This window comes from Lysinibacillus sp. FSL K6-0232 (genome assembly GCF_038008325.1).
Taxonomy (GTDB): Bacteria; Bacillota; Bacilli; order Bacillales_A; family Planococcaceae; genus Lysinibacillus.
On sequence record NZ_JBBOYW010000001.1, the window covers coordinates 3,739,637 to 3,765,921 of the forward strand.

The 26,285-nt window shown below is 36.1% G+C and carries 23 protein-coding genes; 3 read left to right on the forward strand and 20 right to left on the reverse strand.

Annotated features, from left to right (window positions below):
• Window positions 1-311 precede the first annotated feature (311 nt).
• Window positions 312-1,541, reverse strand: coding sequence for an MFS transporter (locus MHB42_RS18375; protein ID WP_340807960.1), 1,230 nt, complete (start codon window positions 1,539-1,541; stop codon window positions 312-314).
• A 203-nt stretch (window positions 1,542-1,744) separates the two neighbouring features.
• Here MHB42_RS18375 and thrC point away from each other — a divergent pair, with 203 nt between their 5' ends.
• Window positions 1,745-2,797, forward strand: a complete 1,053-nt coding sequence (gene thrC, locus MHB42_RS18380; RefSeq protein ID WP_340807962.1) for a threonine synthase — start codon at window positions 1,745-1,747, stop codon at window positions 2,795-2,797.
• Window positions 2,794-3,690: a homoserine kinase gene (gene thrB / locus MHB42_RS18385; protein WP_340807964.1), complete on the forward strand. Its 897-nt coding sequence runs from the start codon at window positions 2,794-2,796 to the stop codon at window positions 3,688-3,690. The genes thrC and thrB overlap by 4 nt, the downstream gene beginning before the upstream one ends.
• Before the next feature lie 311 nt (window positions 3,691-4,001).
• Here the strand turns inward: thrB and zupT are convergent, their stop codons facing one another.
• The 7 genes from zupT to MHB42_RS18420 all read right to left on the reverse strand — a co-directional run bounded on the left by zupT (window position 4,002) and on the right by MHB42_RS18420 (window position 11,366).
• Window positions 4,002-4,811, reverse strand: coding sequence for a zinc transporter ZupT (gene zupT, locus MHB42_RS18390; protein WP_340807965.1), 810 nt, complete (start codon window positions 4,809-4,811; stop codon window positions 4,002-4,004).
• A 220-nt stretch (window positions 4,812-5,031) separates the two neighbouring features.
• Window positions 5,032-5,628, reverse strand: a complete 597-nt coding sequence (locus MHB42_RS18395; protein WP_340807967.1) for a phosphatase PAP2 family protein — start codon at window positions 5,626-5,628, stop codon at window positions 5,032-5,034.
• Between the two features lie 456 nt (window positions 5,629-6,084).
• The gene (locus tag MHB42_RS18400) at window positions 6,085-6,987 is read right to left on the reverse strand and encodes a hypothetical protein (RefSeq protein ID WP_340807968.1); all 903 of its coding nucleotides are present in this window, start codon (window positions 6,985-6,987) and stop codon (window positions 6,085-6,087) included.
• A 422-nt stretch (window positions 6,988-7,409) separates the two neighbouring features.
• Window positions 7,410-8,024, reverse strand: a complete 615-nt coding sequence (locus tag MHB42_RS18405) for a response regulator transcription factor (RefSeq protein ID WP_340808639.1) — start codon at window positions 8,022-8,024, stop codon at window positions 7,410-7,412.
• A complete protein-coding gene (locus MHB42_RS18410; protein WP_340807969.1) occupies window positions 8,008-10,230 on the reverse strand; it encodes an ATP-binding protein in 2,223 nt (740 codons plus the stop codon). The genes MHB42_RS18405 and MHB42_RS18410 overlap by 17 nt, the downstream gene beginning before the upstream one ends.
• A gap of 71 nt (window positions 10,231-10,301) precedes the next feature.
• Window positions 10,302-10,460, reverse strand: coding sequence for a competence pheromone ComX (comX, locus tag MHB42_RS18415; RefSeq protein WP_340807970.1), 159 nt, complete (start codon window positions 10,458-10,460; stop codon window positions 10,302-10,304).
• A gap of 12 nt (window positions 10,461-10,472) precedes the next feature.
• Window positions 10,473-11,366 (reverse strand): polyprenyl synthetase family protein, encoded by an 894-nt coding sequence (locus tag MHB42_RS18420; protein ID WP_340807972.1) that lies wholly within the window; start codon window positions 11,364-11,366, stop codon window positions 10,473-10,475.
• A 341-nt stretch (window positions 11,367-11,707) separates the two neighbouring features.
• Between MHB42_RS18420 and MHB42_RS18425 the strand changes: the two genes are divergently transcribed.
• On the forward strand, window positions 11,708-12,256 hold the full coding sequence (locus MHB42_RS18425; protein ID WP_340807974.1) for a hypothetical protein: 549 nt from the start codon (window positions 11,708-11,710) through the stop codon (window positions 12,254-12,256).
• 175 nt (window positions 12,257-12,431) lie between these two features.
• On the opposite strand, the gene MHB42_RS18430 is transcribed toward MHB42_RS18425, so the two are convergent.
• The 12 genes from MHB42_RS18430 to putP all read right to left on the reverse strand — a co-directional run bounded on the left by MHB42_RS18430 (window position 12,432) and on the right by putP (window position 26,282).
• Window positions 12,432-12,746 carry an antibiotic biosynthesis monooxygenase family protein gene (locus MHB42_RS18430; protein ID WP_340807975.1) on the reverse strand — a complete coding sequence of 105 codons (315 nt, stop codon included), beginning with the start codon at window positions 12,744-12,746 and terminating at the stop codon, window positions 12,432-12,434.
• Between the two features lies 1 nt (window position 12,747).
• Window positions 12,748-13,773 (reverse strand): siderophore ABC transporter substrate-binding protein, encoded by a 1,026-nt coding sequence (locus MHB42_RS18435; RefSeq protein ID WP_340807976.1) that lies wholly within the window; start codon window positions 13,771-13,773, stop codon window positions 12,748-12,750.
• Window positions 13,774-13,833: 60 nt separating this feature from the next.
• On the reverse strand, window positions 13,834-14,595 hold the full coding sequence (locus MHB42_RS18440; RefSeq protein ID WP_340807978.1) for an iron ABC transporter ATP-binding protein: 762 nt from the start codon (window positions 14,593-14,595) through the stop codon (window positions 13,834-13,836).
• Window positions 14,592-15,545: an iron chelate uptake ABC transporter family permease subunit gene (locus MHB42_RS18445; RefSeq protein WP_340807980.1), complete on the reverse strand. Its 954-nt coding sequence runs from the start codon at window positions 15,543-15,545 to the stop codon at window positions 14,592-14,594. The genes MHB42_RS18440 and MHB42_RS18445 overlap by 4 nt, the downstream gene beginning before the upstream one ends.
• On the reverse strand, window positions 15,538-16,488 hold the full coding sequence (locus tag MHB42_RS18450; RefSeq protein ID WP_340807981.1) for an ABC transporter permease: 951 nt from the start codon (window positions 16,486-16,488) through the stop codon (window positions 15,538-15,540). Before MHB42_RS18450 ends, MHB42_RS18445 begins: the two co-directional genes overlap by 8 nt.
• Window positions 16,489-16,968: 480 nt before the next feature.
• Window positions 16,969-18,021 (reverse strand): YkvI family membrane protein, encoded by a 1,053-nt coding sequence (locus tag MHB42_RS18455; protein ID WP_340807983.1) that lies wholly within the window; start codon window positions 18,019-18,021, stop codon window positions 16,969-16,971.
• Between the two features lie 37 nt (window positions 18,022-18,058).
• On the reverse strand, window positions 18,059-19,165 hold the full coding sequence (gene menC, locus MHB42_RS18460) for an o-succinylbenzoate synthase (protein ID WP_340807985.1): 1,107 nt from the start codon (window positions 19,163-19,165) through the stop codon (window positions 18,059-18,061).
• A 22-nt stretch (window positions 19,166-19,187) separates the two neighbouring features.
• Window positions 19,188-20,012, reverse strand: a complete 825-nt coding sequence (locus MHB42_RS18465; RefSeq protein ID WP_340807986.1) for a GNAT family N-acetyltransferase — start codon at window positions 20,010-20,012, stop codon at window positions 19,188-19,190.
• On the reverse strand, window positions 20,012-21,157 hold the full coding sequence (locus MHB42_RS18470; RefSeq protein ID WP_340807987.1) for a M20 peptidase aminoacylase family protein: 1,146 nt from the start codon (window positions 21,155-21,157) through the stop codon (window positions 20,012-20,014). Before MHB42_RS18470 ends, MHB42_RS18465 begins: the two co-directional genes overlap by 1 nt.
• Before the next feature lie 239 nt (window positions 21,158-21,396).
• The gene (locus MHB42_RS18475; RefSeq protein WP_340807988.1) at window positions 21,397-22,884 is read right to left on the reverse strand and encodes a peptide MFS transporter; all 1,488 of its coding nucleotides are present in this window, start codon (window positions 22,882-22,884) and stop codon (window positions 21,397-21,399) included.
• Between the two features lie 485 nt (window positions 22,885-23,369).
• Window positions 23,370-24,656 carry a GTPase HflX gene (gene hflX, locus MHB42_RS18480; protein WP_340807989.1) on the reverse strand — a complete coding sequence of 429 codons (1,287 nt, stop codon included), beginning with the start codon at window positions 24,654-24,656 and terminating at the stop codon, window positions 23,370-23,372.
• Between the two features lie 138 nt (window positions 24,657-24,794).
• Window positions 24,795-26,282, reverse strand: a complete 1,488-nt coding sequence (putP, locus tag MHB42_RS18485; protein WP_340807990.1) for a sodium/proline symporter PutP — start codon at window positions 26,280-26,282, stop codon at window positions 24,795-24,797.
• Window positions 26,283-26,285 lie beyond the last annotated feature (3 nt).

Consider the following 26,285-nt stretch of genomic DNA (forward strand, 5'->3'; position numbering starts at 1 on the left):
CCTTTCTTTCAATGACCTTATCACGAATAGGAGATTGTTTCCTACTGCCTCAAAATTCGATTAGAAATACAGTATCATGATTACAATTTGAATACAATGACTTTTCTGAAAAATCTTTAGCGCTTCAACTTGCTAATACGGTAATATATTTTCAACCTTATTTGTATAGTAATTGACGCTTCACCATAACTTGTGGTTGACTTCTGCTTCACTCGCGCTGCTCGCTCCAGTCAACTACATCTTTTGATAATGAACCAAGATAAAAAAATGCCTCGGATAATTTATTATCCAAGACATTTATCATAATATGATCATTCTAGCTCTAGCTGCTTCGTTTCTTTTCCTAAGAAAATTACACCTATTACACCAATAATAATTGCTACACAGAAAATAGCAAAGATAAAGCCAATTGTATAGCCCGCTGTTAATAAAAAGCCAACTAACAATGGTCCAAAAATTCCTCCGATACGCCCTACTGCTGCTGCCATCCCTGCACCTGTTCCACGAATAACCGCTGGATACTGCTCAGGTGTATAAGCATAAAGAGCACCCCATGCACCTAAGTTAAAAAATGATAAAAACATACCTGAAATTAATAGCACGCTAAGCGTTTCTGCATTGCCAAATGTAGCCGCACTAACTGCTGTACCAATTAGATAAGACACAAGCACAAACTTTCGTCCAATCTTCTCAATAAACCATGCTGCTGTAAAATAGCCTGGTAGTTGAGCCAATGTCATAATTAAGACATATTTAAAGCTGGTAATCATATCAAAGCCTTTCCCAACCATTACGCTTGGTAGCCATAAAAACATGCCATAATATGAAAATACAACTGTAAACCATAAGAGCCATAGCATTAATGTCGAACGTGCATATTTCTTTGACCATACCTCTTTTATATTTTGACTAATGCTTCGCTTTTTGGATTCTTCCTTTACTGTAAATTGTGGTGAATCAGGCAAATGCCAGCGAAGATAAATAGCATAGAAGGCTGGAAGTGCTGTTAAAATAAGTGCTACTCGCCACCCCCATGTCGGAATAACAAAATACGAAATCAATGCTGCAATTAGCCAGCCTGCCGCCCAGAAGCTTTCTAGTAAAACAACTACACGTCCTCTTTCTTTTGCCTCTACACTTTCAGACACTAATGTTGAAGCAACAGGCAATTCTCCCCCTAGCCCCATTCCTACTAAAAAGCGTAGTAGTAAAAAAGCTACCAACGTTGTTGTTAAAGCAGATAAACCACTTGCTACCGAAAAAAGCACAAGTGTCCACATAAAAATTTTCTTACGTCCTACTTTATCAGCAAAAACGCCAAATACAAGCGCCCCTACTGCCATCCCTATTGAATTAACACTACCAATCCAACCAGATTGGCTCGGTGATAGCCCCCAATCAGCTGCCAATGCGGCAATCACAAAGGATAATATGCCAACATCCATTGCATCGAAAAGCCAGCCAATTCCTGCTACACCTAGCAGCTTATTTCTAGAAATAGTTTGTTGAGGTTTATTTGTTCCTATAGTATTTGTTGTCATCCTAACCACCTGTCTTTACACTTGACTATACAATATATGTTTACTATACAGTTGTTTCAATAAAGTGACAAGTAAAATTCAAATTACCAAATTGTTTCGACAATTTGCGAAATGCTATTGAAATTACAGGGTTATTTCGTTAAAATGTCTTTTATACAAAAACAGCTGTTCTTTCTATAAGAACAAAAGGAGATCATACTATTATGTGGAAAGGCCTTATTGAAGAATATAAACAATTTTTACCTGTAACAGAAAATACACCCGCATTAACGTTAAACGAAGGCAATACGCCTCTTATACATTTAGTGAATTTATCTAAAAAATTAGGTATTGAGCTTTATGGGAAAATTGAAGGTGCAAACCCAACTGGCTCATTTAAAGACAGAGGTATGGTATTTGCTGTGGCAAAGGCAATTGAAGATGGCAGTAAATGCGTTATTTGCGCTTCTACAGGAAATACTTCTGCTGCTGCCGCTGCGTATGCAACAAGAGCTGGTATCCAGTCCATCGTTGTTATTCCTAAAGGAAAGGTCGCTCTTGGTAAGCTTGCACAGGCAACAATGTATGGTGCAAAAATTATTGAAATCGATGGCAACTTTGATGATGCCTTAAATATTGTGCGTCAAGTAAGTGAAACAACACCTGTTGCTCTTGTTAACTCAGTAAATCCATATCGCATTGAAGGTCAAAAAACAGCATCATTTGAAATTGTTGATGCGTTAGGTTCAGCACCTGATTATCTATGCATCCCTGTCGGTAATGCAGGAAATATTACAGCATACTGGAAAGGCTTTAAAGAGTACCATGCTGCAAAGGCTAGTGGTCTTCCAAAAATGTACGGCTTTGAAGCTGAAGGTGCTGCTGCAATTGTAAAAGGAGAGCCGATTGCAAACCCTGAAACAGTGGCAACAGCTATTCGTATTGGTAACCCTGCTAGCTGGAAACTTGCAGAGGCTGCTCGCGATGAGTCTGGTGGTATTATTGATTCCGTTACAGATGAGGAAATTGTAGCTGCCTATAAATTAATTGCCAATACAGAAGGCGTTTTTGTTGAGCCAGGTTCAGCCGCTTCATTAGCAGGTGTTATTAAATCTGTGGAAAATAGCAAAATTCCACAAGGCTCTAAAGTAGTAACTGTCTTCACAGGTAACGGACTAAAAGACCCTGATACAGCGATGAATACATCTACTGTAGAAGTTGTATCCCTACAAAATGATGAACAAGAAATTCGTGCGTATATTGAGGGTGTACTATGAGTAATATGTGGCAAATCTCAGTTCCTGGAAGCACAGCCAATTTAGGGCCTGGCTTCGATTCAATAGGACTTGGCTTGTCCCTTTACTTAAAGCTTACAGTTTCTTTACAAGATACATGGGAGATTATTCATCTTGATAACAACGGTCCTAAAGAGTTTGAGCTTGAAGAACATTTACTATACGTAATTGCTAAAAAAATTGCAGAGCAATATGGCAAGCAACTACCTGCTTGTCGTGTTGAAATGGCAAGTGAGCTTCCATTAGCACGCGGGCTCGGAAGTAGTGCAGCCGCTATTGTTGCAGGGATTGAGCTGGCAAACCAAGTATGTGAGCTTGGCTTAACCGTTCAAGATAAGCTCAATCTATCCTCACAGATTGAAGGACATCCTGATAATGCAACAGCCTCTGTTTTAGGTGGCTTAACCATTTCTTCAATGGATGAAAATGGCATAGTCGATACATTCCATATAAATGATATCCATGCATCCTTTGTTGTATATATACCAGATGTTGAGCTTAAAACAAGTGAAGCTCGCTCTGTATTACCAGAGCAATTTGACCGTGCCTATGCTGTAAATGCTTCCGCAAATGCAAATATGTTAGCGGCGGCTTTAATGGCACGTGATTTTGAACGTGCTGGGCGGTATATGGAGGCTGACTTATTTCATGAGCCATTTCGTGCAAAGCTGATTCCTGCCTATACAGAAATTCGCACAGCAGCAAAAGCAAATGGTGCTTATGGAACGGCACTGAGTGGAGCAGGTCCAACATTAATCTCCATTATTCCTACTGCGATTGCTGATGAGTTTGTGCAAGCAATGAAAGCTAAATTTCCAGCACATCGAATTATCCTTACAAAAGCCGATGAACACGGCGTGCAAGTCAATAACTAAGCTGAACGCCTACTATCATGGTAGGCGTTTTTTATATTGTTAGGAGCGGTATTGATTTTTTAATGAATCTTTATTGTTCTTCAAAAAAGGCTATGGCTGCTGCAAAGTCTAATATTATAGTTTCAGCTAGAGATTACAGCTATCAAATGCCTTTAGGGCTGCGCAAGAGCTTGTGACATCCTACCAAATGATTACTACATCCTAGATAGCATAAAAAGGAAGCCACCTTCTAAATAGATGACTTCCTCCTTATTTATCTTGGTTCAGCAAATTCTTTTTGTATCGAAAACAAAGCATCAGCGCAGGTACAATTATGCTAGTAATACTAGACTAATGGCCATAACCGCCATTCCACCTACTAAGCCATACATCGATAAATGTGTTTCATCATATCGCTGTGCTGCTGGCAATAACTCATCTAATGAAATAAAGACCATTATACCTGCAACACCTGCAAAAACAATGCCGAACATAACATCCGTTAAAAATGGCATAAGAATTAAAAACGCTACTAATGCCCCAACAGGCTCTGCTAATCCTGATAAAAATGATAGCTTAAAGGCTTTACGTCGATTACCTGTGGCAAAGAAAATTGGCACAGACACAGCGATGCCCTCTGGAATATTATGAATAGCTACTGCAATAGCAATGGCTATACCTACATTTGGATCATTAATCGCTGACATAAATGTTGCGATACCCTCTGGAAAGTTATGAATGGCAATAGCAAGGGCGGTAAAAATGCCCATCTTCATTAAATGCTCTTCATTAACCTGTGGCTTAATCGCGTTTACATCCTCAACAAGCTTTACCTCATGCGGATTAGTGGCCTTTGGAATAAACTTATCGATTAATGCAATAAATAGCATACCACCAAAGAATCCAAGAATAGTCATCCAATAGCCATTCGTTGTACCTAATGCATTTGTTAACGCGTCTTTTGCTTTTACAAAGATTTCAACAAGTGATACATAAATCATCACCCCTGCTGAAAAGCCTAATGCTAGTGATAAAAACTTTGTATTCGTTCTTGAGGTGAAAAAGGCTATTAAACTGCCTACACCTGTTGCAAGTCCAGCAAAAAGGGTCAGCCCTAATGCTAGTAAAACGTTTCCTTCCATTGCCTTCTTCCTTTACCCTTTTTCTTATTGTACTCATCTTAACGCAAAAGTTTCCTGTACGCAATTCTTTTTTATCAGGAAAATACTATACTTCCCCATATCAATTACATCTTGGCTAACGCTTCTCCAACTTTTATCTTGGTTCGAGAGATGCTTATGCACCTACTGAATCAAAAAAAAGCAGTATCGTTTCATGAATGAATACAAATACTGCTTTTACTTATCGATATAATTTCTTACGGCGTTCGTACCAGATAACACAAATAATAAACCATGTATATCCAATACTCCAGCCAGCTAGGACATCTGATGCAAAGTGTCTAGCACCTGCAACACGGGATAATCCAATAAGCACTGTTAATAGTATTGCGCCAAGCCATAGTAAAGCTTTACGCCCCTTACTAGTATTTTCAGCTAAAATATAAGCCGTTGTGAACAAATACAAAATACCTGTCATAGCATGCCCAGATGGAAAACTAAAGGATGTTAGCTGTTCTTCAATTTCAGGTCTTGGTCGTTGAATCCATTTTTTTAATAGTTGATTTAAAACATTGCCTGCTGCAAATGTAAAGACAACCAACAGCATAGCACGGTAATTTTTTACCCGCCAAGCTAAATACACCATTAAAACTACTGCCACAGCAACCACAAATTGAGGTTCCCCTATATAATGAAAAACATCAATAAAACGATTGCCAAAAAGTAGCTCTGCTATGCTTGTATCAAATTTATTCACAAAATCACTTTGATAAGTAGCTCTTAATACAATAAATATAATAAACGTGATAATTGCTAATGGATATGCCCATTTTTTCATCTATTTCTTCACCTCAAAAACATTCATGCTATGTTCTTCACATCATAACATAATTCAATTTATTCTAGATGGTGAATAGCTATAGTTTTTAGAAAAATATATCTCTTGATGTTTTTGAGTAAAGATAATTGATACTTCCTCTTGTTTATGAAAATAAATAGACACAGCCAATGCAACAATGAATAAAATTGCCACTATAGGTAGTATTTTTTTCAATAGTATAAACACTCCCCTAACCATTTTATCCAGTATTAACAATTTTTGTGTACTAAAAGCGAAGCGACAGCAGCAGGGGCGAGCAGCCTGTAAAAACCGATTGAGCCCAACACGATGTTGGCCATACAAGCGTTTTCACAGGATGTGAAGCTTTTAGCTTGTGTTCCTCTATCACCAATCAGTGTGGGGATGAGGAAAACTTCACTGATTGAAGGTTCACTTTATAGCATTGTTTAACATCTACTGCTGTATTAATACGGGATCAAATAGCCAATCTTTTGTTCCAAAATTTGAATCCTTCTCGCCTCTTACATCACGAGAAATATTATGCTTAATAATTACTTCTCTGAACCTTTTACTAAATAAAGTTTTTCGATATAAATATCTTCCATCATGGCTCCATTCAGCAGAGTAAAAAACATCACCTTTTAAATGATTTAAATCCTCCCGATGATAGATATCTGGACCATTAATAACACCATTTAAACCACAGCTACATGGAGGCTGCTCAGTAGCGAAATATAGCTTAATTCTATCACTACTGCATGACGGTAGAATTTGTGTAGGAATAATTTGATAAGCAGGCTGTTTTCCTTCCTCAGGTCCTTTATGGATAACCTCTAACAATTCATAACCTTCTAAATTTTCACGTTTCATTAATGACACTAGCTCTTGAGAGGCAACCCAGTAACCACTTACATGTACTAAATAGCGATCCTTCATTTGAGATGTATCTATCACAATTGGTGATAACTGTTCTTTGTCCATAAGTCCGCAAGATTTACAATGTGTACTTAAAGAAAATAATGTCCCCTTATCCTCTAAAAACATTTCTGGTGAATTACCCGTTGAATTTAAAGTAAATAATGGTGCTTGCATATATTCCTGCTCTGAAAATTCAAAGTAAAACCGTTCTCCTATTGAAACAATACCTAATTCACGCTCTAATGATTTATATAAAGCCGTTACTTGTTCATATGTGACTTCTTCATTTAATGTAAAAATGGGATTAAATTTTGTTTTTAAATTTCTTTTTTTAATTTCAGGCGCACCAACAGCAATACCATGACGATTATAAACGTTAATAACTTGATCTTGGCTAGATTCATCTATAGAAAATAAATTTTCAAGTTCTACTTTCACAATACACGCCTACCTTTATATAGTTTTATGGTAAAGTATGTTAACCAACTAGTAATATTGTACAATTTACTATCTCTACCTTATGCATAGATAATCAGGTTGCTTGTTTTAAAGAAATTATTTGTCTATTACTCTTGATAGCAAATCTACTTAACCACTCTTAAATTAAGCGTACCAGTAGTTATACCACCATTTCAACTTCGGGTTTACGCCAATTTTTTGGCGTTCTTTCCACAAATTTTTGGCGTGATTTGGCGGACATATAAAAAACACCGCCACTTTTTGGCGGTGTCAAAATTTTTTATAGGCTTTTTATCATATAATATAGGAAATATATACTAAAGGTAATATATGGGTTAAATAATTCCCAAATCGCTCCCTTATAATTGAAAAATATACCAATATTATAACATAGAGTTAGCTTACAGTAAATTCATTTTTTCAGCAAGATTTACAGCTTCTGTACGTGAATCTACATTAAGCAAAGAAAAAAGCTGTGTTAAATATCGCTCAGTTGTTCGCTGAGGAATATTTAGTTCAATGGCAATTGCTTTATTTGTATGCCCTTCTGCAATTAGCCGTAATATTTTCTTTTCTTTTTCATTCAAATGAATATCAAATTTAGCATTCTGTAATTGAAACTTATCATCTAAAAAATCTAAGAAATTATTTGGCAACACAATTTCACCATTGGCGATTGCTCTTACTGTTCGTATAATTTGCTCTTTAGAAGCCGTCTTAGCCAAAATGCCTTCTATTTTTCTCTCTAAAATAAGGTGATAATAATCTGTAATATCATCACCTGTATAAAGGATAATTGAAGCATTTGACTGAATAGCTTTTATATTACGGGCTAAGTTTATTCCGTTTTCTAATGGCATATTGATATCAATTAAATAAATATCATATGGTTTACTTTTGATTCTTTGAATAACATTTGTTGCATCACTTTCTGTATCAATAATAATATCTTCATTTTCTTGAAATAGATTTTTAGTTCCTTCTAATACTATTGGGTGATCATCCACTATGAGCATCGTAATCAAGTGCTTCACTCCCTTCTTTTACAGTAATTCGAATGGACATCCCTTGATTAATATGGGAATCAATATAAAATTGTCCATTAAATGCTTTTACGCGCTCCTGCATTCCTCGAATCCCCATTGACTCTGCAACAATAATATCCTCCACATTACAACCTACACCATCATCCTTATAAAGGATTTCAAAACCATCATCTTTTTCTTTAAGATGGATATCAACCATTGTTGCATAGGAGTGCTTTAATGCATTATTTAACAATTCCTGAAACAGTCGATAAATCATTAAATTCATACGTTCATCCTCTAAATAAAGGCGATCTATCGTGTAGATTAACATAAAGTTAGCTCGTTCTGTAACATTTCTTATTAACTTTTCTAACGCTGCATTTAAGCCTAATGTATCTAGTAATGGCGGCTTTAAATTTTCACAATATACTCTTAGCTCATGCAGAGAAGCAACCATTTGCTGATGAATTTTTGCTAGCTGCTCCTGAATATCCTCTGTATCTTTTGTATTTACTAAAACATCTACCTCTCGTGCAATATGGAGCTGCTCCTGCAAATTAGTATCATGTAGCTCTTGCGCCAATTGGTACTTTTCCTCTTCAAATCGCAACCATAATAGCTTATTTAGCCAAGGTAGTTGACCATCATCAGCCTGCTTCATATGCTTTAATTCCTCTAATAGCTCTTCTACCATTTTTGTATTTTCAATAAAATTATTCACATATAGTAGCAGCAACTCCAGCCATAGCAGTTCCTCATCCTTTAAATGAATGGTATTGTTATGTCCAAGCACTAAAGCTCTTTTATAATGTGTATCTTGGTGCAGATAGGCTAAATAAACTTTATCAATCTTTCGAATTTCTCCTAGTCGCATTTCTTCCATTAGTTCAGACTGTATAATGATATTTTCTTCAACTCTTGTTGTAAATTCATTTGTGTGATAATTATACGTTAAGACAAAAACATTATCTAATTCAAGATGTACAGAAACTTCATGTGCAAATTTCTCTAAAAGCTCATCAATTTTAATGGTCTTCCCAATTTTATCAACAGCTGTATAGAGTTGATGAATATAATCGCCTTTTGTTGAAAATAAAATTTTCCGTTTTCGATAATCAACCTTTTCTTTTATATAAAAAAGCACAACCAATGATAAAAATGTAAAAAGAGCAAAGCCTGATACAGCAGACATTGTTAAATATCGTCCTGCAATGACGTACAGCCCACCTGTAAACCATAATGTGAAGATCATTGAAAAAATAACGTAATAGCGCAATCTTGTAATATGATACTCAACGTCAAATAATCGCTCTGCTAATTGTGTAAAAATAAAGCTAAAAGGTATCGCCAATAAAAACAATGCGCTAATCTCAGTTGAAAGTATATACGTATGGAATAGAATTTTAGGGAATACATATAAAAAAAGAAATGGTAGAAACGGTATTAATATACTGTTCAATAAAATTTTCAACTGAGGTGAACTGTATCTGAAATAGCTTAGCAATAAAATGCTAAGAATCATCACAAGGAGAATAAAGAAAAATGCTAATACAACATAAGAAAGAATATTGTTCGAAGCAGGATAAATTGTACCAATGCACCCTAGTATAAAAGCAAGCAAGGGCAAGATATAAAATAATTTAATATGACTTGTAAATGCCCAATTCGTTTTCATAAATGAATAATAATTTCTTAAAAAATGTAATAATATTACTAAACATAACAGCATACTACTACGATTAACAATAATTCCAACCCCATTCAATCTACCCGAAGCACCGCCGCTTACATAAGCTATGGATACTGTTAAAATAAAAAGAATCAGTAAATTTGTTAATCCTGTATTTCGTTGTTTAACATGTAAATAAATTGCCACGAACAATGTTAAAATAAAATAACAGGCTGGAATCATAAATATATAAATAAATTGCTGAGGGATATCTAAATGCTTAATATGTATATGGATTAGAGCCCCATCTGGCTTCATAATTGTTAATTTATTCGCAGATAATATCCTAGATTTATACTTTACCTGTTTAAGATCATCCATTTGACGTCCATCTACAGTTACAATTGTATCACCTACGGATATATTTTGTTTTTCTGCCCATTTTTTATAATAGAGTTGAGATACGAGCCATTTATCATCTTGTTGTTCTACCTCTATTTCTACATAAGGCGCGCTATAATTCACATAATTGAGATAAAGACCTATCACCAAATAGAGAATTATAGCAGGCCAAAACAACTTACGATACAAAATTTTTAATTCCAAATTTCACTTTCTGTATTCATTTCACCATTAAACGCTTCTAAAATTGCCTGCTGCTCTACAGATGAAACTCCGATTAATGAGGCTTTCTGTTCCTTTAACAACGTTACTAGGCTCGGATTTTGCTCTAAATACTGAATTACATTCAACATACTTATCTCTCCTCATCGTATTAGTTTTTGTAGGTATTCTTTACCTAACTCATTGATAGCTACTCGTTCAAGATTCTCTAATGCTTTAAATTTATAGACATTTTTAATCGTAATGGCATAGCGGATTGCTCCACCATTTGTCAATTCGTCTTCTATTGCATTATTATCCAAAACTGTAACTATATCATCATTATAATAGTTCTCAACTGATTTTGAAACATCATTTTTTTGTGATAAAAGATAAATAATCGGTAACGAATATCTTTTGTTTAGTAGATCATTCTTAGGCCCCCAACTTTTCAAACCTTGAATATCATTTTTAATTTGTTGGATGACTCCTATGTATTTCCCGTATTCCTGAACTTCCTTCGACACTTCCCCTTTCGCAAGGATTTCCCCAATCAAACAACCCATTGCTGTTAAAGAGCCTGACTTTTGCGTAATCATTTGTATATAGGAATCTTCATCACGGCAATTATTTAATAAATCTAATTGCTGACCATTTATACTTGCTAATGCATGCTCCTCAAGCAAAGTAATCGCCGATCTTTTATGTTCGAAGGATGTTTCTTCTATTGCTTTTGATGCCATTACTAGCATTGCTAGAGCAACATTTAACGAAAGCTCAGGTATTTTGCTCCAGCTATAATCTGAATCCTTATCCTGTAAATCATCAATAATATCAAATGATAAGATTAATAATTCAATTGCTGCAGCAACCTTATAAATATCTTCATGCACATTATCTACAAACGCTTCGTAATGCCAGAAACATAACTTGCCAAATGAAAAGCCCACAGCTATTTTTTCTTCTTTAAAGCTTTTTAATAGCGTTTTCAGCTCATAACTAAGCAATGCCTCATTGTCAATCAGAAAGTCTAATGATTCATTTATATGTTTATCCAACCCCTTCAATAGTCCTCTCCCCCTTTTGTTTTATTAATAAATATTATATATATTAGTGGGAAATAATACTAGCTTTATCATTATAAGATACATTTAATTACATTTTTTTCCTTCATAAAGGTACAGACCGCCAAAAAATGGCGTTATTCTTGCAAACCACGCCATTTTTTTGTTAATAATTACTAAAAATTTGGCGGTGTGGTAGCAAACACCGCCATTAAATTGGCGTGAATTCACCATTGAAATGGCGTTCTTGCTAATGTTACGCTTAATACAAGCGTCATAGAAATTAGAAAGATAGAAGGATAAATGAAAGTCTTTTGTACTGGGAGTGTTTAATAATGAAAAATGGAATACATGAAAATGTTTTTATACTTACAACTTCTTTCTCCTGTAATATCTCTGTTACAGCAGAAGAAATTATAATTAAAAAGCCTACAAATGGGCAATTACAGATTGAACAAAACATTATTCAATCTGAGTTAAAGGCCTATCAAGAAACATTAGCAACCTATAAAAACATCTCAGTTGTTTCAAATTTTATTAGCGATACTCCTGGGTTTGAGGAAGCATTTCAACAAAAGAGGGATTATTACCTTGAACAATACGGCATTACTAGAATCTCAAACGAAAGTTTCTCCAAAATGTCCACTGTAAATCCATTAAATTTTGGTCTAAATATCCATTCATCCACCATTTACTTAACGCCGCATTATACAATTATTAACGCAAGAGGATTAGACTTTGAGAAAGGTGCCGCTAACAATATAGAAAATGATAGTGAAACATATCATATAAATATTTCTGAGTTATCAATTCATGAAAGCACTATCTCCTTTAATATGGATGCAACATGTAATCGATGGAGGAAAGCATCGATAAAGCATTAAAATAAGGTGAACCTTCAATCAGCAGGAGCTTTGTGAAAGCTCCTGCTGATTGGATGTGTCACCAATCGTTTTTTACAGGTTGTTCCTGATGCGCTTCGCTTTCGATACAAAAAGAATTTGCTGAACTAAGATAATAAAAAAGATGCCTCAAATAATTTGAGACATCTTTTTATTATTAACCTTTTACATAATAGACTTCTTGTCCACTTTCAATTACATGATCAGGCTTTGGCTTACCTGCATTTGCCTTATGACCAGCGATATGCTCAGGGCTCTTCTCCCAATTTTTCCATGCTTCCTCTGATTCCCAACGAACCATTACAAGCACTTCTTCATCGCCACGTCGTACTTTCTTTACAAGCACTTGCTTATCTATAAAGCCAGGCTGCTGTTCAAGCAATGATGGAGCATCTGGTTTAGCACCAAAACGCTCTACAACCTTGTCCGAATTCCCTTCCGTCACAACAATACGTTTAATTTGTACAAACATATTAGTTAAACGCCTTTAACACATCGTCAGCTTTTAGTGCTTCTGATTGTAAACCACCACCAGAAAGGTACCAAACCTCTGGGTCTAGGTAGAATACTTTACCATTTTTAATGGCATTTGTTGCACTTACGATTTCATTTTCAATTGCATCCTTTGTAGCAGATTCGCCATTTTCGTTTACTACCGCATCACGGTCAACTACGAATAAAATATCAGGGTTTTTCTCGCGTACAAATTCAAAGCTTGCGTTATCACCATGTGAGTCAATTTTAAAGCCATCAGCTTCAGCTACAGCTTTTACACCAAATACATCGTGAACAACACCGAAACGTGAACCAGGACCAAATACAGATAATGAACCTTCGCTACCTAAAACGATTAATGCTTTTTCTTCTGATGCAGTGGCTTTACCTTTCACTTCTTCTACTTTTGCTTCATAGTCAGCAAGTGCATCTGCTGCTTCTTGCTCTTTACCGAAAATTTTACCTGCTAATTCTACATTTGTTTTAAATGATTCTAAGAAGTTTGTATTATCTACACCAACATATACTGTAGGTGCAATTTTAGATAATTCAGTATATGCTGCTGATGCACGACCAGAGATAAAAATAATATCTGGGTCGATTTCAGATAATTTTTCATAATCAGGCTCAAATAATGTACCAGCGTTTACATATTTGCTATCTTCAAATTTACTTAAATACTTTGGTAATGAGCCTTGTACAACAGCAGTAGGTTCAACGCCTAAAGCATCTAAAGTATCTAGGAAGCCATTATCAAACACAACCACTTTTTCTGGAATTTCATCAAGTGTTACTTCTTCAAAAGTAGTGCTACCATCGCGTCCTTCAATTGTGCTACCTGGAATTGTAAGTGGGTATGCTGAAGATGCTTCATTTTGCTCTTCTGCTGGTTTATCAGCTGAATCACCTTTATCTTCTTCTTTTGCCCCTTCTTTTGAGCTACAAGCAGCTAATACTAATAGCATCATTGCCATTAAAACCGTAAGTAATTTCCACTTTTTCATTTAAAATTCTCCTTTTTCTTTTATATAGTTAATGAATATTCATTCCATCTATTACTATTTTTAAGAATTAAAATAAACACAAATTCTACAGCCATTTTGCTCTTGAACAGGAATATCCATATCATAGATTTCCTTTAACGCATGTGAGTTAATAATGTCATTTGTAGGACCATTTCTCACAACACGTCCATCCTTTAATGCCACAATCTGATCTGAGTAAACAGAGGCAAAGTTAATATCATGTAACACAATAACAACTGTTTTCCCTAGCTCATCAACTAGCTTACGTAAAATTTTCATAATTTGTACAGAGTGCTTCATATCTAAATTATTGAGCGGCTCATCCAGTAAGATATATTCAGTATCCTGTGCAATAACCATTGCAATAAAAGCACGTTGACGTTGACCACCCGATAACTCATCTAAATAGTTGTGTTGAATTTCTTGTAAATTCATATATTGAATAGCTTCGTCAACCTTTTCTTCATCTTCTGGTTTAAGATTGCCTTTTGAATATGGGAAACGTCCAAACGATACAAGCTCACGAATCGTTAAACGTACATTCATAAAGTTAGATTGCTTTAAAATAGATACTCGTTTTGCAAAATCATCTGATTTCCAACGACGCACATCTGCCTTATCGAGTAGCACTTCACCAGTATCTGCATTTAATAATCGGCTTACCATCGAAAGTAGTGTCGATTTCCCTGCACCATTTGGTCCAATAAATGAGGTAATCTTTCCAGAAGCAATATCAACGCTTACATCCTGAACAACAGGTTTTTTCCCAAAAAACTTTGTAATCTCTTTGACTTGAATCATCCTGATGACCTACTTTCCTTTAATAATAAGTAAATGAAGTATACTCCACCAACAAAGTTAATAATAACGCTAAGTGTTGTATTGAAGCTGAAAATTCGTTCAACCATCCATTGTCCACCGACTAAAGCAATAATACTCATCACACAGGCACCTGTAATTAATATGGAATGCTTGTATGTTTTAAAATATTGATATGATAGATTGGCAACGATTAAACCAAAGAATGTAATCGGACCAACAAGTGCTGTGGAAACAGCAATTAGGATAGACGATAAAATTAACATGCGTTGTACTAGTTTATCGTACGGTACACCTAAATTAATCGCTGTATCCCGCCCTAATGACATAACATCTAATTGATTCATATGACGCCAGCCATAAATAAATGTTAGTACAATAATAATACCCGCTGGCCAAATTAAATCAGAATTGACATTATTAAAGCTTGCAAACATTTTACTTTGTAAGCCCAAAAACTCATTAGGATCAATTAACACCTGAAGGAATGTTGTAATGCTACCTAAAAATGTACCAACAATCATACCAACAAGCAGTAAAAAATGAATTGGGCGCTTGCCTTCTTTAAACAATACTCGGTAGAAAATTAACGCAAATACAACCATAGCAAAAACCGCTACTAAGAAATTGTAGTGCACATTAATAACCAAGATAGATATCGAGCCAAAGAAGAAATAGATTAGTGTTTGGATTAGCATATATAAAGAATCTAATCCCATAACACTTGGCGTTAAAATACGATTATGTGTAATCGTTTGGAAAACAACTGTTGAATAGGCAATAGCTACGCCTGTCAATCCCATTGCTAATACTTTCATTAAGCGACGTGGAAATGCATAATGATAGTTTCCGTTTAATTGATAAAATACATACAGTAACACGAATGCGACTGCTAGTCCCACTAAAATAAACATTTTTGTACGATTACGCATATGCTCTCCCCCTAAACAACATGAATAGGAAGATAGCACTTCCGATAACACCAACCGTCATACTAATTGGTATCTCATATGGGAAAATAAGCACGCGTCCTAAAATATCACAGAATAACAAGAAGGACATGCCGAGCAATGCAGTATGTGGCAATGTTTTTGCTAAATTGTCGCCTCTAAACAATGAAATAATATTTGGAATGATTAAGCCCAGAAATGGAATCACACCAACTGTCAACACCACTGTTGTTGAGATAAGCGCTACTAGCACTAACCCTAAATTCACTACAAATTTATAGGATAACCCAAGGTTTTTAGCAAAATCCTCCCCCATTCCAGCGACTGTAAAGCGATTTGCATAAATGTAAGCTAAAATAAGCACTGGTACACTTATGTATAGTAACTCATAACGACCTTTCATGATTAATGAGAAATCTCCTTGTAACCATGCAGAAATGTTTTGGATAATATTCGCCTTATACGCAAAAAATGTTGTAACAGACGATAAAATATTACCAAACATTAAGCCAATAAGTGGTATAAAGATCGCATCTTTAAACTTAATTCGATTTAATATTTGCATAAATAATAATGTGCCGGCTAAAGCAAATATGAAAGCGAAGGAAATTTTTTGAAAGTACGTGACATTTGTAAAAAACATCATCGAAATCAAAACACCTAATCGAGTAGCATCTAAAGTACCTGCTGTTGTTGGTGATACGAACTTATTCCTACTTAAGCTTTGCATAATTAAACCAGCAATACTCATACCCGCACCTGCCAGCAAAATAGCCACAAGCCGAGGTACACGACTAATTAAAAATAGTCTAGTTTCTTCTGAGTGGAAGTCTAATAGATCACTTGGTTTTATATCGGCTACACCGATAAATAGTGACACAATAGACAACACAATTGTTGCTGTTAAAAGATATCTTATTTTCATAGTAATCCCCGGTAGATTTCATTTTTGTGTGTAATTCACCTTTAGTGAAAATGATTATCATTACTCACGATTCTCATTATAAGCATGTTTTCATTCTCAGTCAACAAGCAATTGAGAATTATTCTCGTTTTATTTGATAATTTCCGAAAAATTCGTATGAACGACAAAAATTCTGTAATTTCGTTATTTTTTCTACTTCAATTAATTTATTATTCGCAATGACTAAATTTCAATACAGCTAGTTCCATGCTATTGCGGAGAAAGGAGCTTGCTGCTTTGACACTCATATTGGCTTTGTCCTCTTTCACGTTCAATCAATTACGCCCTAGCGTAATTGTACCTGTCGCTAATACTTTCGGTACATCCGCCAAGGTTTTTATCTTAGCTCTAAGCTTATAACATAGAAACATCTGTCATTTTCAATAACCAAAATAAAAGGTAATTGAGAATAAATAAATTTTCTCAACTACCTTTTTAGCATTATCTAGCTCTTTTTACACCTCTTAACCATGCGGCTACAATAAATATGATTAATACTAGCCCTACATAACCCATCACTGCATAGAGCTTGGCAACAAGTGTTGTAAAACCTACTAGGCTTGCTAAAAAGCCTAGACCACCTATTAAAATAGCAGCCAGTTTAAAGTTTGGTCTACTAGGCTCTATAAATCTTACGATAAATGAATAAAGCATCCCTACGGCAGTATTATAAATCATCCCTAAAAGGGCAATGGTCATAAGCAGACCAACCATTGGATGAATTTCGTTTGCTAATGCTAGCATCGGAATATCTAATCCAATAATGATATTCATTTTAGCAAGTAACGATAAGTGAATAAGCAAAATTAAAGCACCTAGCAAAATACCACCTATAATGCCACCCATGCTAGCTACCTTATCATTGCGAACTGCTCCACACATCACAGTAAGAAGTGAAAAACTTACCCCTATATTAAATGCCATATATAATAAGGCAGTTACCCACCAGCTATTCATGCTAATTTGAGCTTGCTGTGCAATAACCGCCTGCTCCGCAAAGGTAAGCTCCATTGTAGCAATGGCATAGATCGCAATGATGGATACAATCGCTAGCAAATATGGTGTTGCCAGTGCAATGATATTAATAATGCTTTTTACATTCAGCATAACAGTTGCTAGAGTTAGGACAACCATGCAAATGCTTCCTAACCACGCAGGCAGCCCAAACATTTGTTGAAAGGTCGCTCCTGCCCCGGCAAACATAATTACAGCCACACCGAATAAGAAAATAGATAATATAAAATCCAATATAAAGCCTATTCCATTCCCACAAATTTGATAAATTAAATCCTTATGTGATGTTGTACGTAATCTTGAGCTAACTTGCGCAATGCACATGCCGACAAATGCAAAACAGACAGCCGCTAATAGTGCACCGTAAATTCCTTTAAAACCAAAGCTTGTAAAATACAGAATAATCTCCTGTCCAGAAGCAAATCCTGCACCAACGATAATTCCTACATAGGCACCACCGATTTGCAAGCTTTTTTTCAAACAATTCTCTCCTCGTTTATACTGATGCAAGGTTGATTTATCGATAAACCTCTGTACTCATTGTTAATTTATTAATAATAGCTTGATTAGGCGTGTAACCAATGCCCACTGATTGTGGCACATGAATATAACCATCAATCACCTTTACTTCCGGCGTAATAATATCCTCATACCAATAATGACTAGAACCTGCAGTATCTCCAGGTAAAACAAAATTACTAAGCGATGTTAGGGCAATATTATGCGCTCGTCCGATGCCCGCCTCTAACATACCACCACACCACACTGGAATATTGTTCTTTTGGCATAAATCATGAATCCTCTTTGCTTCTGTTAAGCCACCTACTCGTCCAATTTTAATATTTATCACACCGCAGCTTCCAAGCTCAATGGCCTTTCGAGCATCTTCAACAGATGTAATACTTTCATCAAGACAAACAGGCGTTTGCAAACTTCTCTGTAATATCGCATGGTCTACAATATCATCAGTCGCTAATGGCTGTTCAATCATTAATAAACGATAGTCATCAAGCTGCTGTAATAGATTAATATCATTTAATGTATAGGCTGAATTGGCATCGACCATTAAAGGTAGGTCTGGTAGTTCAGCGCGAATAGCTCGTACTACCTCAATATCATAACCTGGCTTTATTTTGATTTTCACTCGTTTATAGCCGCTATTCATATGCTCTTTTATTAGCTCGATTAATTTAGCGGTAGACGATTGAATGCCTACACTTATACCTACTTCAATACGCTGCTTCTGTCCACCTAGCGCTTGTGCAAGCGATTGCTTTGTTTGTTGAGCATAAATATCCCATACAGCACCTTCAATTGAAGCTTTTGCCATACAGTTTCGACGAATAGATGCAAATAATGCAGACACCTCATCAGGATGCCTAATTTCTGTATGTAACAAGATAGGTATTAAAAAATCCTTGAGCATATGCCATGTTGTTTGTAATGTTTCCTCTGTATACCAAGGTGCTACAAACGCAACTGTTTCTCCCCATCCTGTTACACCTGACGCATCTTTTGCCTCTATCAATAACAGCTCCTTTTCAGCAACTGTACCAAAACTCGTTGTAAATGGTGCTTTCATTGGCATCTTTAAGTGCCGTAATGTGATTTCTTCTAATTTCACAATCGTCAACTCCTCGCTCCCATTATAAAGCTAATAAGGAACGTCTGACTAATAGATAGCTATGAACATATTCAGGGTGCTTTTTCATGCGTACAATGGCATAATTTTGTTTAAATAAGGTTGTTAAAATTGTTCGTACTTTATAGCGCCAATCCTCTGCAAGCTTAGGGCTTTCAACTTTCATTTTTTGCAAATATTGAGGGATTGACAATAAATAGGCATCCTTATAAAAGGATTGTTGAAGCTGAAATGCATTATCAACATCAAGTACAGGCAAGCCATCAACGGTTAATGACCATGGTACAATTTCTTGTGCAATTTCCTCTAGCTCATCCAAGCTATCCGTCATTTGTTTGCGCTCAATCCACCATTCAACAACGAGTCTATCTGAAGGCAGTCCTTCATTAAAATCATCCTGCAATGCGCCATAATAATCCATTTCATATTGATAACTAACCGTATTAAGCTTGAAAAATGCTAGATTTGCTAAACGTGCTTCTAGTGGCTCAATTAACCAACGAATTAACTGAAAACCGTGTTCTTTTGCATATTCTTGTTGTGCGTGCTTCAATAGCTCACCTACACCTTGTTCACGATATGCTTTCTCCACACCAATCATGTGTGAATGTAAATACATTTCTCCATCTTGGTAGCCAACAAAGCAATAGTTAAAGCCGATTAGCTTTTCTTCTAAATAAGCGCCAAGCACCAAGCCGCCATTTTGTACCGCAGCTAATAATTGGTGGGAGGGAATAGCCTGTGTTCCCCAAATTTCAGCATTTAACTTTTGTGCTTCTGCAATCTCTACAGGTGTCATGATTTTATGAATACGCACTTTTTCTAACATTATGCCGACGCCTCCTTCGCATGTCCTGCCTCTAATGCTAACAGCACAGCCTTCGTTAAAATTTCAACTCCTGTAACAAGCCTAGCCTGCTTAAATCTCATTTTTGGATGATGCAACCCTGGCGTTAACCCACACCCTAACCCTAGCATAGTTGTTTTTAAATGAGGACGCTTCACTGCGTAATGATGAAAGTCTTCTCCTCCCGGTGTGTGGACAGGCTTTCTCAGGTTGGATAATCCTGCCGCCTGTATAATTGCCTGCTCCATAATATATTGCGCACTTGCATCCACCTCAGCAGCTACGATATTTGCTACGGTACGTGAATCAATTTGCACCTTATGCAAAATCTTAGCGGAATCAATTACACGCTTTACGCCTTGTGCTAAATCGTCCATCACACTATTTTGCTGTGCGCGTATATCAATCGTAAATGCGGCATTCCCAGGAATAATATTTCCTGATTCGCCACCAGCTTGAAATTTTGTCATTTTAATAGATACAGGTACCATCGGGTCTGTATGGATTGTTCGTAAATCTTCAATAATGGTTGCACCGACTTCAATTGCATTGACACCAAGATGTGGTCTTGCAGCATGGGCATCCTCTCCAATAATTTCTCCTTCAATTAAGCGAGAGGCTCCGTGATATAACGCAGCACAATATGTACCATCCTCCAGCTCATGAACAGGTCTTACATGGACACCAAATAAAAAATCTAAATCATCAATAACACCCTCTTCTAAAACAGCTAATGCCCCTGTCCCCTTTTCTTCAGCAGGCTGGAAAATAACACGGATTGTCCCATTCAATAATGGCTTTTGCTCTTTTAAAAGTAATAACGTACCTATAGCCATTGTCATATGTCCATCATGTCCACAGGAATGATTTGCACGAAAAGCGCCATCCACCTCCTGCCATAATGCGTCGATATCTGTTCGTAAGCCTACCTTTGGTGTTCCATGCCCAATATCAACATAAAGCCCCGTGGAATTTTTAAAGCGTTTAGGTGAAAAACCTTCTTGTGTTAATAAATCGAATATATAATTGGTTGTTTCTATCTCCTGCCAGCTAATTTCTGGATGGTCATGTAAATGCGTAAAAATCTCCATTAACCTTGGCCTTAAACGATTCAACTCTTCTTTCATAGCTTCCAACCCCCTAAATTTTCATATTATTAAGATTATTATAACGAAAATACTAATGTTCTACATAGAAACTTATACCCGTATTCAGCAAAATAACTACTTAAAATATTATATTCATACTAAATTTTAATAGATACCCCATAATTCCAAAGCTTAAGCCACTATCAAATCACCACTTTAACACAATATAAAAAGATGTAAGCACAGTCTATACGCAGACTATGCTTACATCTTTTTTGTTAATTAATGCCCCGCATCGCTTTAGAAATAATCGGTGAAATGAGTAGTAAAATGATGCCTATCACAATGGATAGTGACCCTAAAAAGCCAAAGTAAGTAAATTCACTTACGACTTCATAGACCCTTACAAGCTGTGCATTAATAGCTTGTGCTGCTGCACTTGTTAAAAACCATAATGACATTGTCTGTGCCGCAAAAGCTTGTGGCGCCAATTTCGTTGTAGCAGATAAACCTACTGGTGATAATAATAGCTCTCCTACAACGACTAAGAAGAACGATAGCACTAACCACCATGGGCTAACTAATGTTTCCCCGCCTGATAAGTGTGCTGGAATCATCATTACAAGGAAAGACAAACCTGCAAAGAATAATGCATAGGAAAACTTACGTGGTGTTGTTGGTTGCTTATCTCCCCATTTTAACCATAGCATCGCAAATAAAGGTGCTAATGTGATAATAAATAACGGATTCAGTGATTGGAACCATGAAGATTGAAGCTGGAAGCTACCAATACTTAATTGTGTACGCTCATCTGCATAGGTTGCCAAAATCGTTGCTCCCTGCTCTTGAATAGCCCAGAACATAACCGCTGCTAAAAATAACGGAATATAGGCAAGCAGGCGTGATTTTTCATCTTTTGTTGTTTTTTTACTGCGATACATATAAATAAAGAATATAGTTGGGATTAATACACCAAGTGTTGTAATAATTACACTAAATACATTCATTGTTAATGTACCTGTTTTAATACCTACAGCACCTAGAATAATGATGAGTAAAGCTACAATCCCAAATTGTGTAAAGATTTTTTTACGCTCTTCAGGCTTTAATGGATTATTTACCTGCAGCCCTGCTAAGCCTAAATATTTTTTCTCTGTTAATTTATAAACAATTAAACCAAGTAGCATTCCAAGTGCTGCTAAGCCAAAGCCAAGGTGGAAGCTATATTTTTGCCCGATTGTTCCAACAATAAATGGTGCAACAAACGCACCCATATTAATACCCATATAAAAAATTGAAAAGCCTGCATCTCGGCGACTATCAGTTTCTGCATAAATATCCCCAACAATGCTTGAAACATTTGGTTTTAATAACCCTGTCCCTATCACGATAAATGCCATTGAAGCAAATAGCATTGTTACACCGCCTGGCAATGCCAGCAATAGGTGACCAATCATAATTAAAACGCCACCATAAAAAATTGTTTTACGTGTTCCTAAAACTCGGTCAGCAATCCAGCCACCGATAATACCAGACATATAAACAAGTGAACCATAAATTGCCATAATCGAGTTCGCTGTTCCACGATCTAAGCCTAATCCACCTTCATTTAACTCATAATACATAAAGAAAATAAGAATGGCACGCATTCCGTAATATGAGAAACGTTCCCAAAATTCTGTGAAAAATAAAGTAAAGAGCCCTTTAGGGTGTCCAACGAAGCCCTGCTGAGGGACCGATTTTACAACTTCATCTTTACTAGACATATAATACCCTCTCCTGATTTAATTTAATTATTCTGAAAAAATATTTTTCGACCTAATTTAAGAAGAAAAACTTTATTTCATCATACTAAATTCTTTTTTAAACTTTAGCAAGAGTTTTAAAAAATGTTGAAAATTTATTATTTTTCAATAAATTCTGATTGATTTTTCTAAAAAACATTAAATCCTTTGATATATCTAAGTTTTCTTATTCTTTAGTAAAGATCATATCCTTGGCATTCATTAAATTATTCTAAAATATATAAAATTCTGATTTATAACTCTTTATACAAATTTATACTATTTTTTCTACAGTATAACTATATAAATGTTCTCTAGTGCTACTATGCCCTTTTATAAAAAAAAGCATGCTATAAAGCTTTGGTACGCCTTATCCAAAATAATTTCATAACCTAAAACGAAAAAAACCAAACTATTCCACGAAACGCCCATTGAGAGTTTCGTAATAGTTTGGTTTTTTACTTGATTTAGCTCACCACATAATGCTGATATTTAGCATAGTCTGCCTGCTTTAGCTCTAGCGATAGCCATGTGCCATCCTCTTCATACGCTGTTTGATGCACAGAGGCATGCTCGTTCAAATAGGAAACAATATTGCCTTGATCATAAGGTATTAACATTTCACATGTGACATAATCGGAGAAGATATGCTGACGGATTAGTTGTAATAGCTCCTCTAAGCCTATCCCTTGCTTGGCGGAAATCCAAATATTATCACCACTTACTACAGGATACGGAACATTCGCAGCATCAGCCTTATTGTATACATAAATAGTTGGAATGGCTTCAACGCCAACTGCCTTTAATGTTTCATTTGTTACATCCATCATAAAGCCGTGCTCAGTGTTGGAAACATCGACAACATGAAGTAAAAGATCTGCATCTCGTGCCTCTTCTAATGTAGAGCGAAATGCTTTTACTAAATGGTGCGGTAATTTACTGACAAAGCCAACTGTATCTGTTAATAAAAAGGTCTTTCTATCAGGCAACTCTATTTGACGCACAGACGTTTCCAGCGTAGCAAAGAGCATATCCTTCTCAAAAACCTGTTTATGCTCCTCTTGCCCTATTGCTGCAAGTAGCTGATTCATAATCGTTGATTTCCCAGCATTTGTATAACCTACAATCGACACAATTGGCAATGCATTTTTACGGCGCTGCTTACGCTGTGTTTCTCGCTGCTCCTGAACATGCTCAAGGTCTTTTTTAATTTTTGCAATTTGATCCTCAATTTTTCGACGATCAAGCTCAAGCTTCGTTTCACCAGCACCGCGGTTTTTAAAGCCGCCTCCAGTTCCCCCACCTTGACGGCTTAGAGATGCATGCAAGCCTACTAAGCGCGGCAGCATATATTGTAGCTGTGCTAACTCCACCTGCATTTGTGCCTCACGTGTTTTCGCTCTTCGTCCAAAAATATCTAAAATTAGCATCGTGCGATCAATTACTTTTGTTACTAAATCACGCTCTAAATTACGAATTTGCGAAGGTGATAATTCATCATTAAAAATGACCAAATTGGCTTGCGCTTCCTCATAGAAATTTTTAATTTCCTCTATTTTACCTGTGCCCACATAATGAGATGGTGTAACACGCTCTAAATTTTGTGTCACAACACCAACTACTTCCACATGCAAAGCCTCTGCTAAGTTTTGCAGCTCCTCCATTGAATAATCGAAATGCTCATCATTCCGTATATTGACGCCAACTAATATGGCTTTTTCCATTAATACATCAACTTCTTTAATTTTATCCATTAGCATCCTCCCACCAAAGCCTTGGTGTCCCTACGGCAAATTTCCTTTATCTTACCATATAATATATTACTCGTATTCATAAACAATTATTATTTTTTCCCAAAAATGCGCCTCTTAAGCAAGGCGCATCAACATTGTTTATGTTCTTTCTTCTTTTAATAATTGCTCTGAGCGATTAAATTCCTCTTCAATTTCTGGATTTGGTTTATATGTCATAATACTGACAACAACTGCAACAATTAAACAAACAAGAAAGCCCGGTACAATCTCATATAATGCATCGGATAAAGCATCAACCTTACCCCAAATAAATGCTGTTATAGCACCTGTAATCATACCACCAATTGCTCCATAGTTCGTTAGCTTGCGCCAATATAAAGACAGCAAAATAATAGGACCAAATGCAGCACCAAAGCCTGCCCATGCAAAGCCAACTAAATCTAAAATTGAATTATCTGGATTCCATGCTAGGATAATGGCTATAATAGCAACGACTAATACAGCCATACGGCCAGCCAAAACATAATGTTTATCGTCTGCTGTTTTATTAAATAGAGCCTTATAAATATCCTCCACAAGCGCTGAGGACGTTACAATTAATTGTGAAGAAATGGTACTCATTACAGCGGCTAAAATTGCTGCCAGCATAATACCTGCTATAAATGGATGGAATAAAATTTGCCCCATCACAATAAATACCGTTTCAGCATCTTTTAATTCGCCAGCGTTTTGCTCGTAGTATGCGACACCTACTAAGGCTGTTCCAATCGCACCAAAAAGGCTTAACATCATCCAGCCGATTCCAATACGACGAGCCTGCTTTGTTTCCTTAACAGAGCTAATCGCCATAAAGCGTACAATAATATGTGGCTGCCCAAAATAACCTAAGCCCCATGCAATCGAAGAAATAATACCAGCGGCTGTCGCTGTAACAGGTAATAAATTTAGATGGTCAGGGTTAACAGCTTTAATGGATGTAATCGTATCTCCTAATCCCCCTGTTACAAACACACCGAATAGTGGCACACTAATAAGGGCTATAAACATAATAAGTCCTTGAATAAAATCTGTATAACTAACAGCTAAAAATCCACCAAATAATGTGTAGGCAACAACTACACCTGAAACAATTAGTAAGCCTAAATGATAGTCATAACCAAAGGAGCTATCAAAAAACTTGCCTCCTGCAACCATCCCAGATGATACATAAAATGTAAAGAACACTAAAATAATAATTCCTGAAGCAATTCGAATTAGCTTTGTCTGATCACGCAATCGACTATCCAAATAACTTGGAATAGTAATCGAATCATTTGTCACCTGTGTATACACACGCAACCTTGGTGCTACCAATAGCCAGTTTAAATAAGCGCCGATTGTTAAACCAATAGCAATCCATACCTCTACAAGACCTGATAAAAAAATCGCCCCCGGTAAGCCCATTAGGAGCCATCCTGACATATCAGCTGCCCCTGCACTTAATGCTGTTACCGCTGGTCCTAAAGAACGCCCGCCCAGCATATAGTCTGTTAAATTAGATGTTTTCGCAAATGCATACCAACCAATTGCCAGCATAGCGACCATATAAATAATAATGGCTAATAATTGATACATATTATCTGACATATG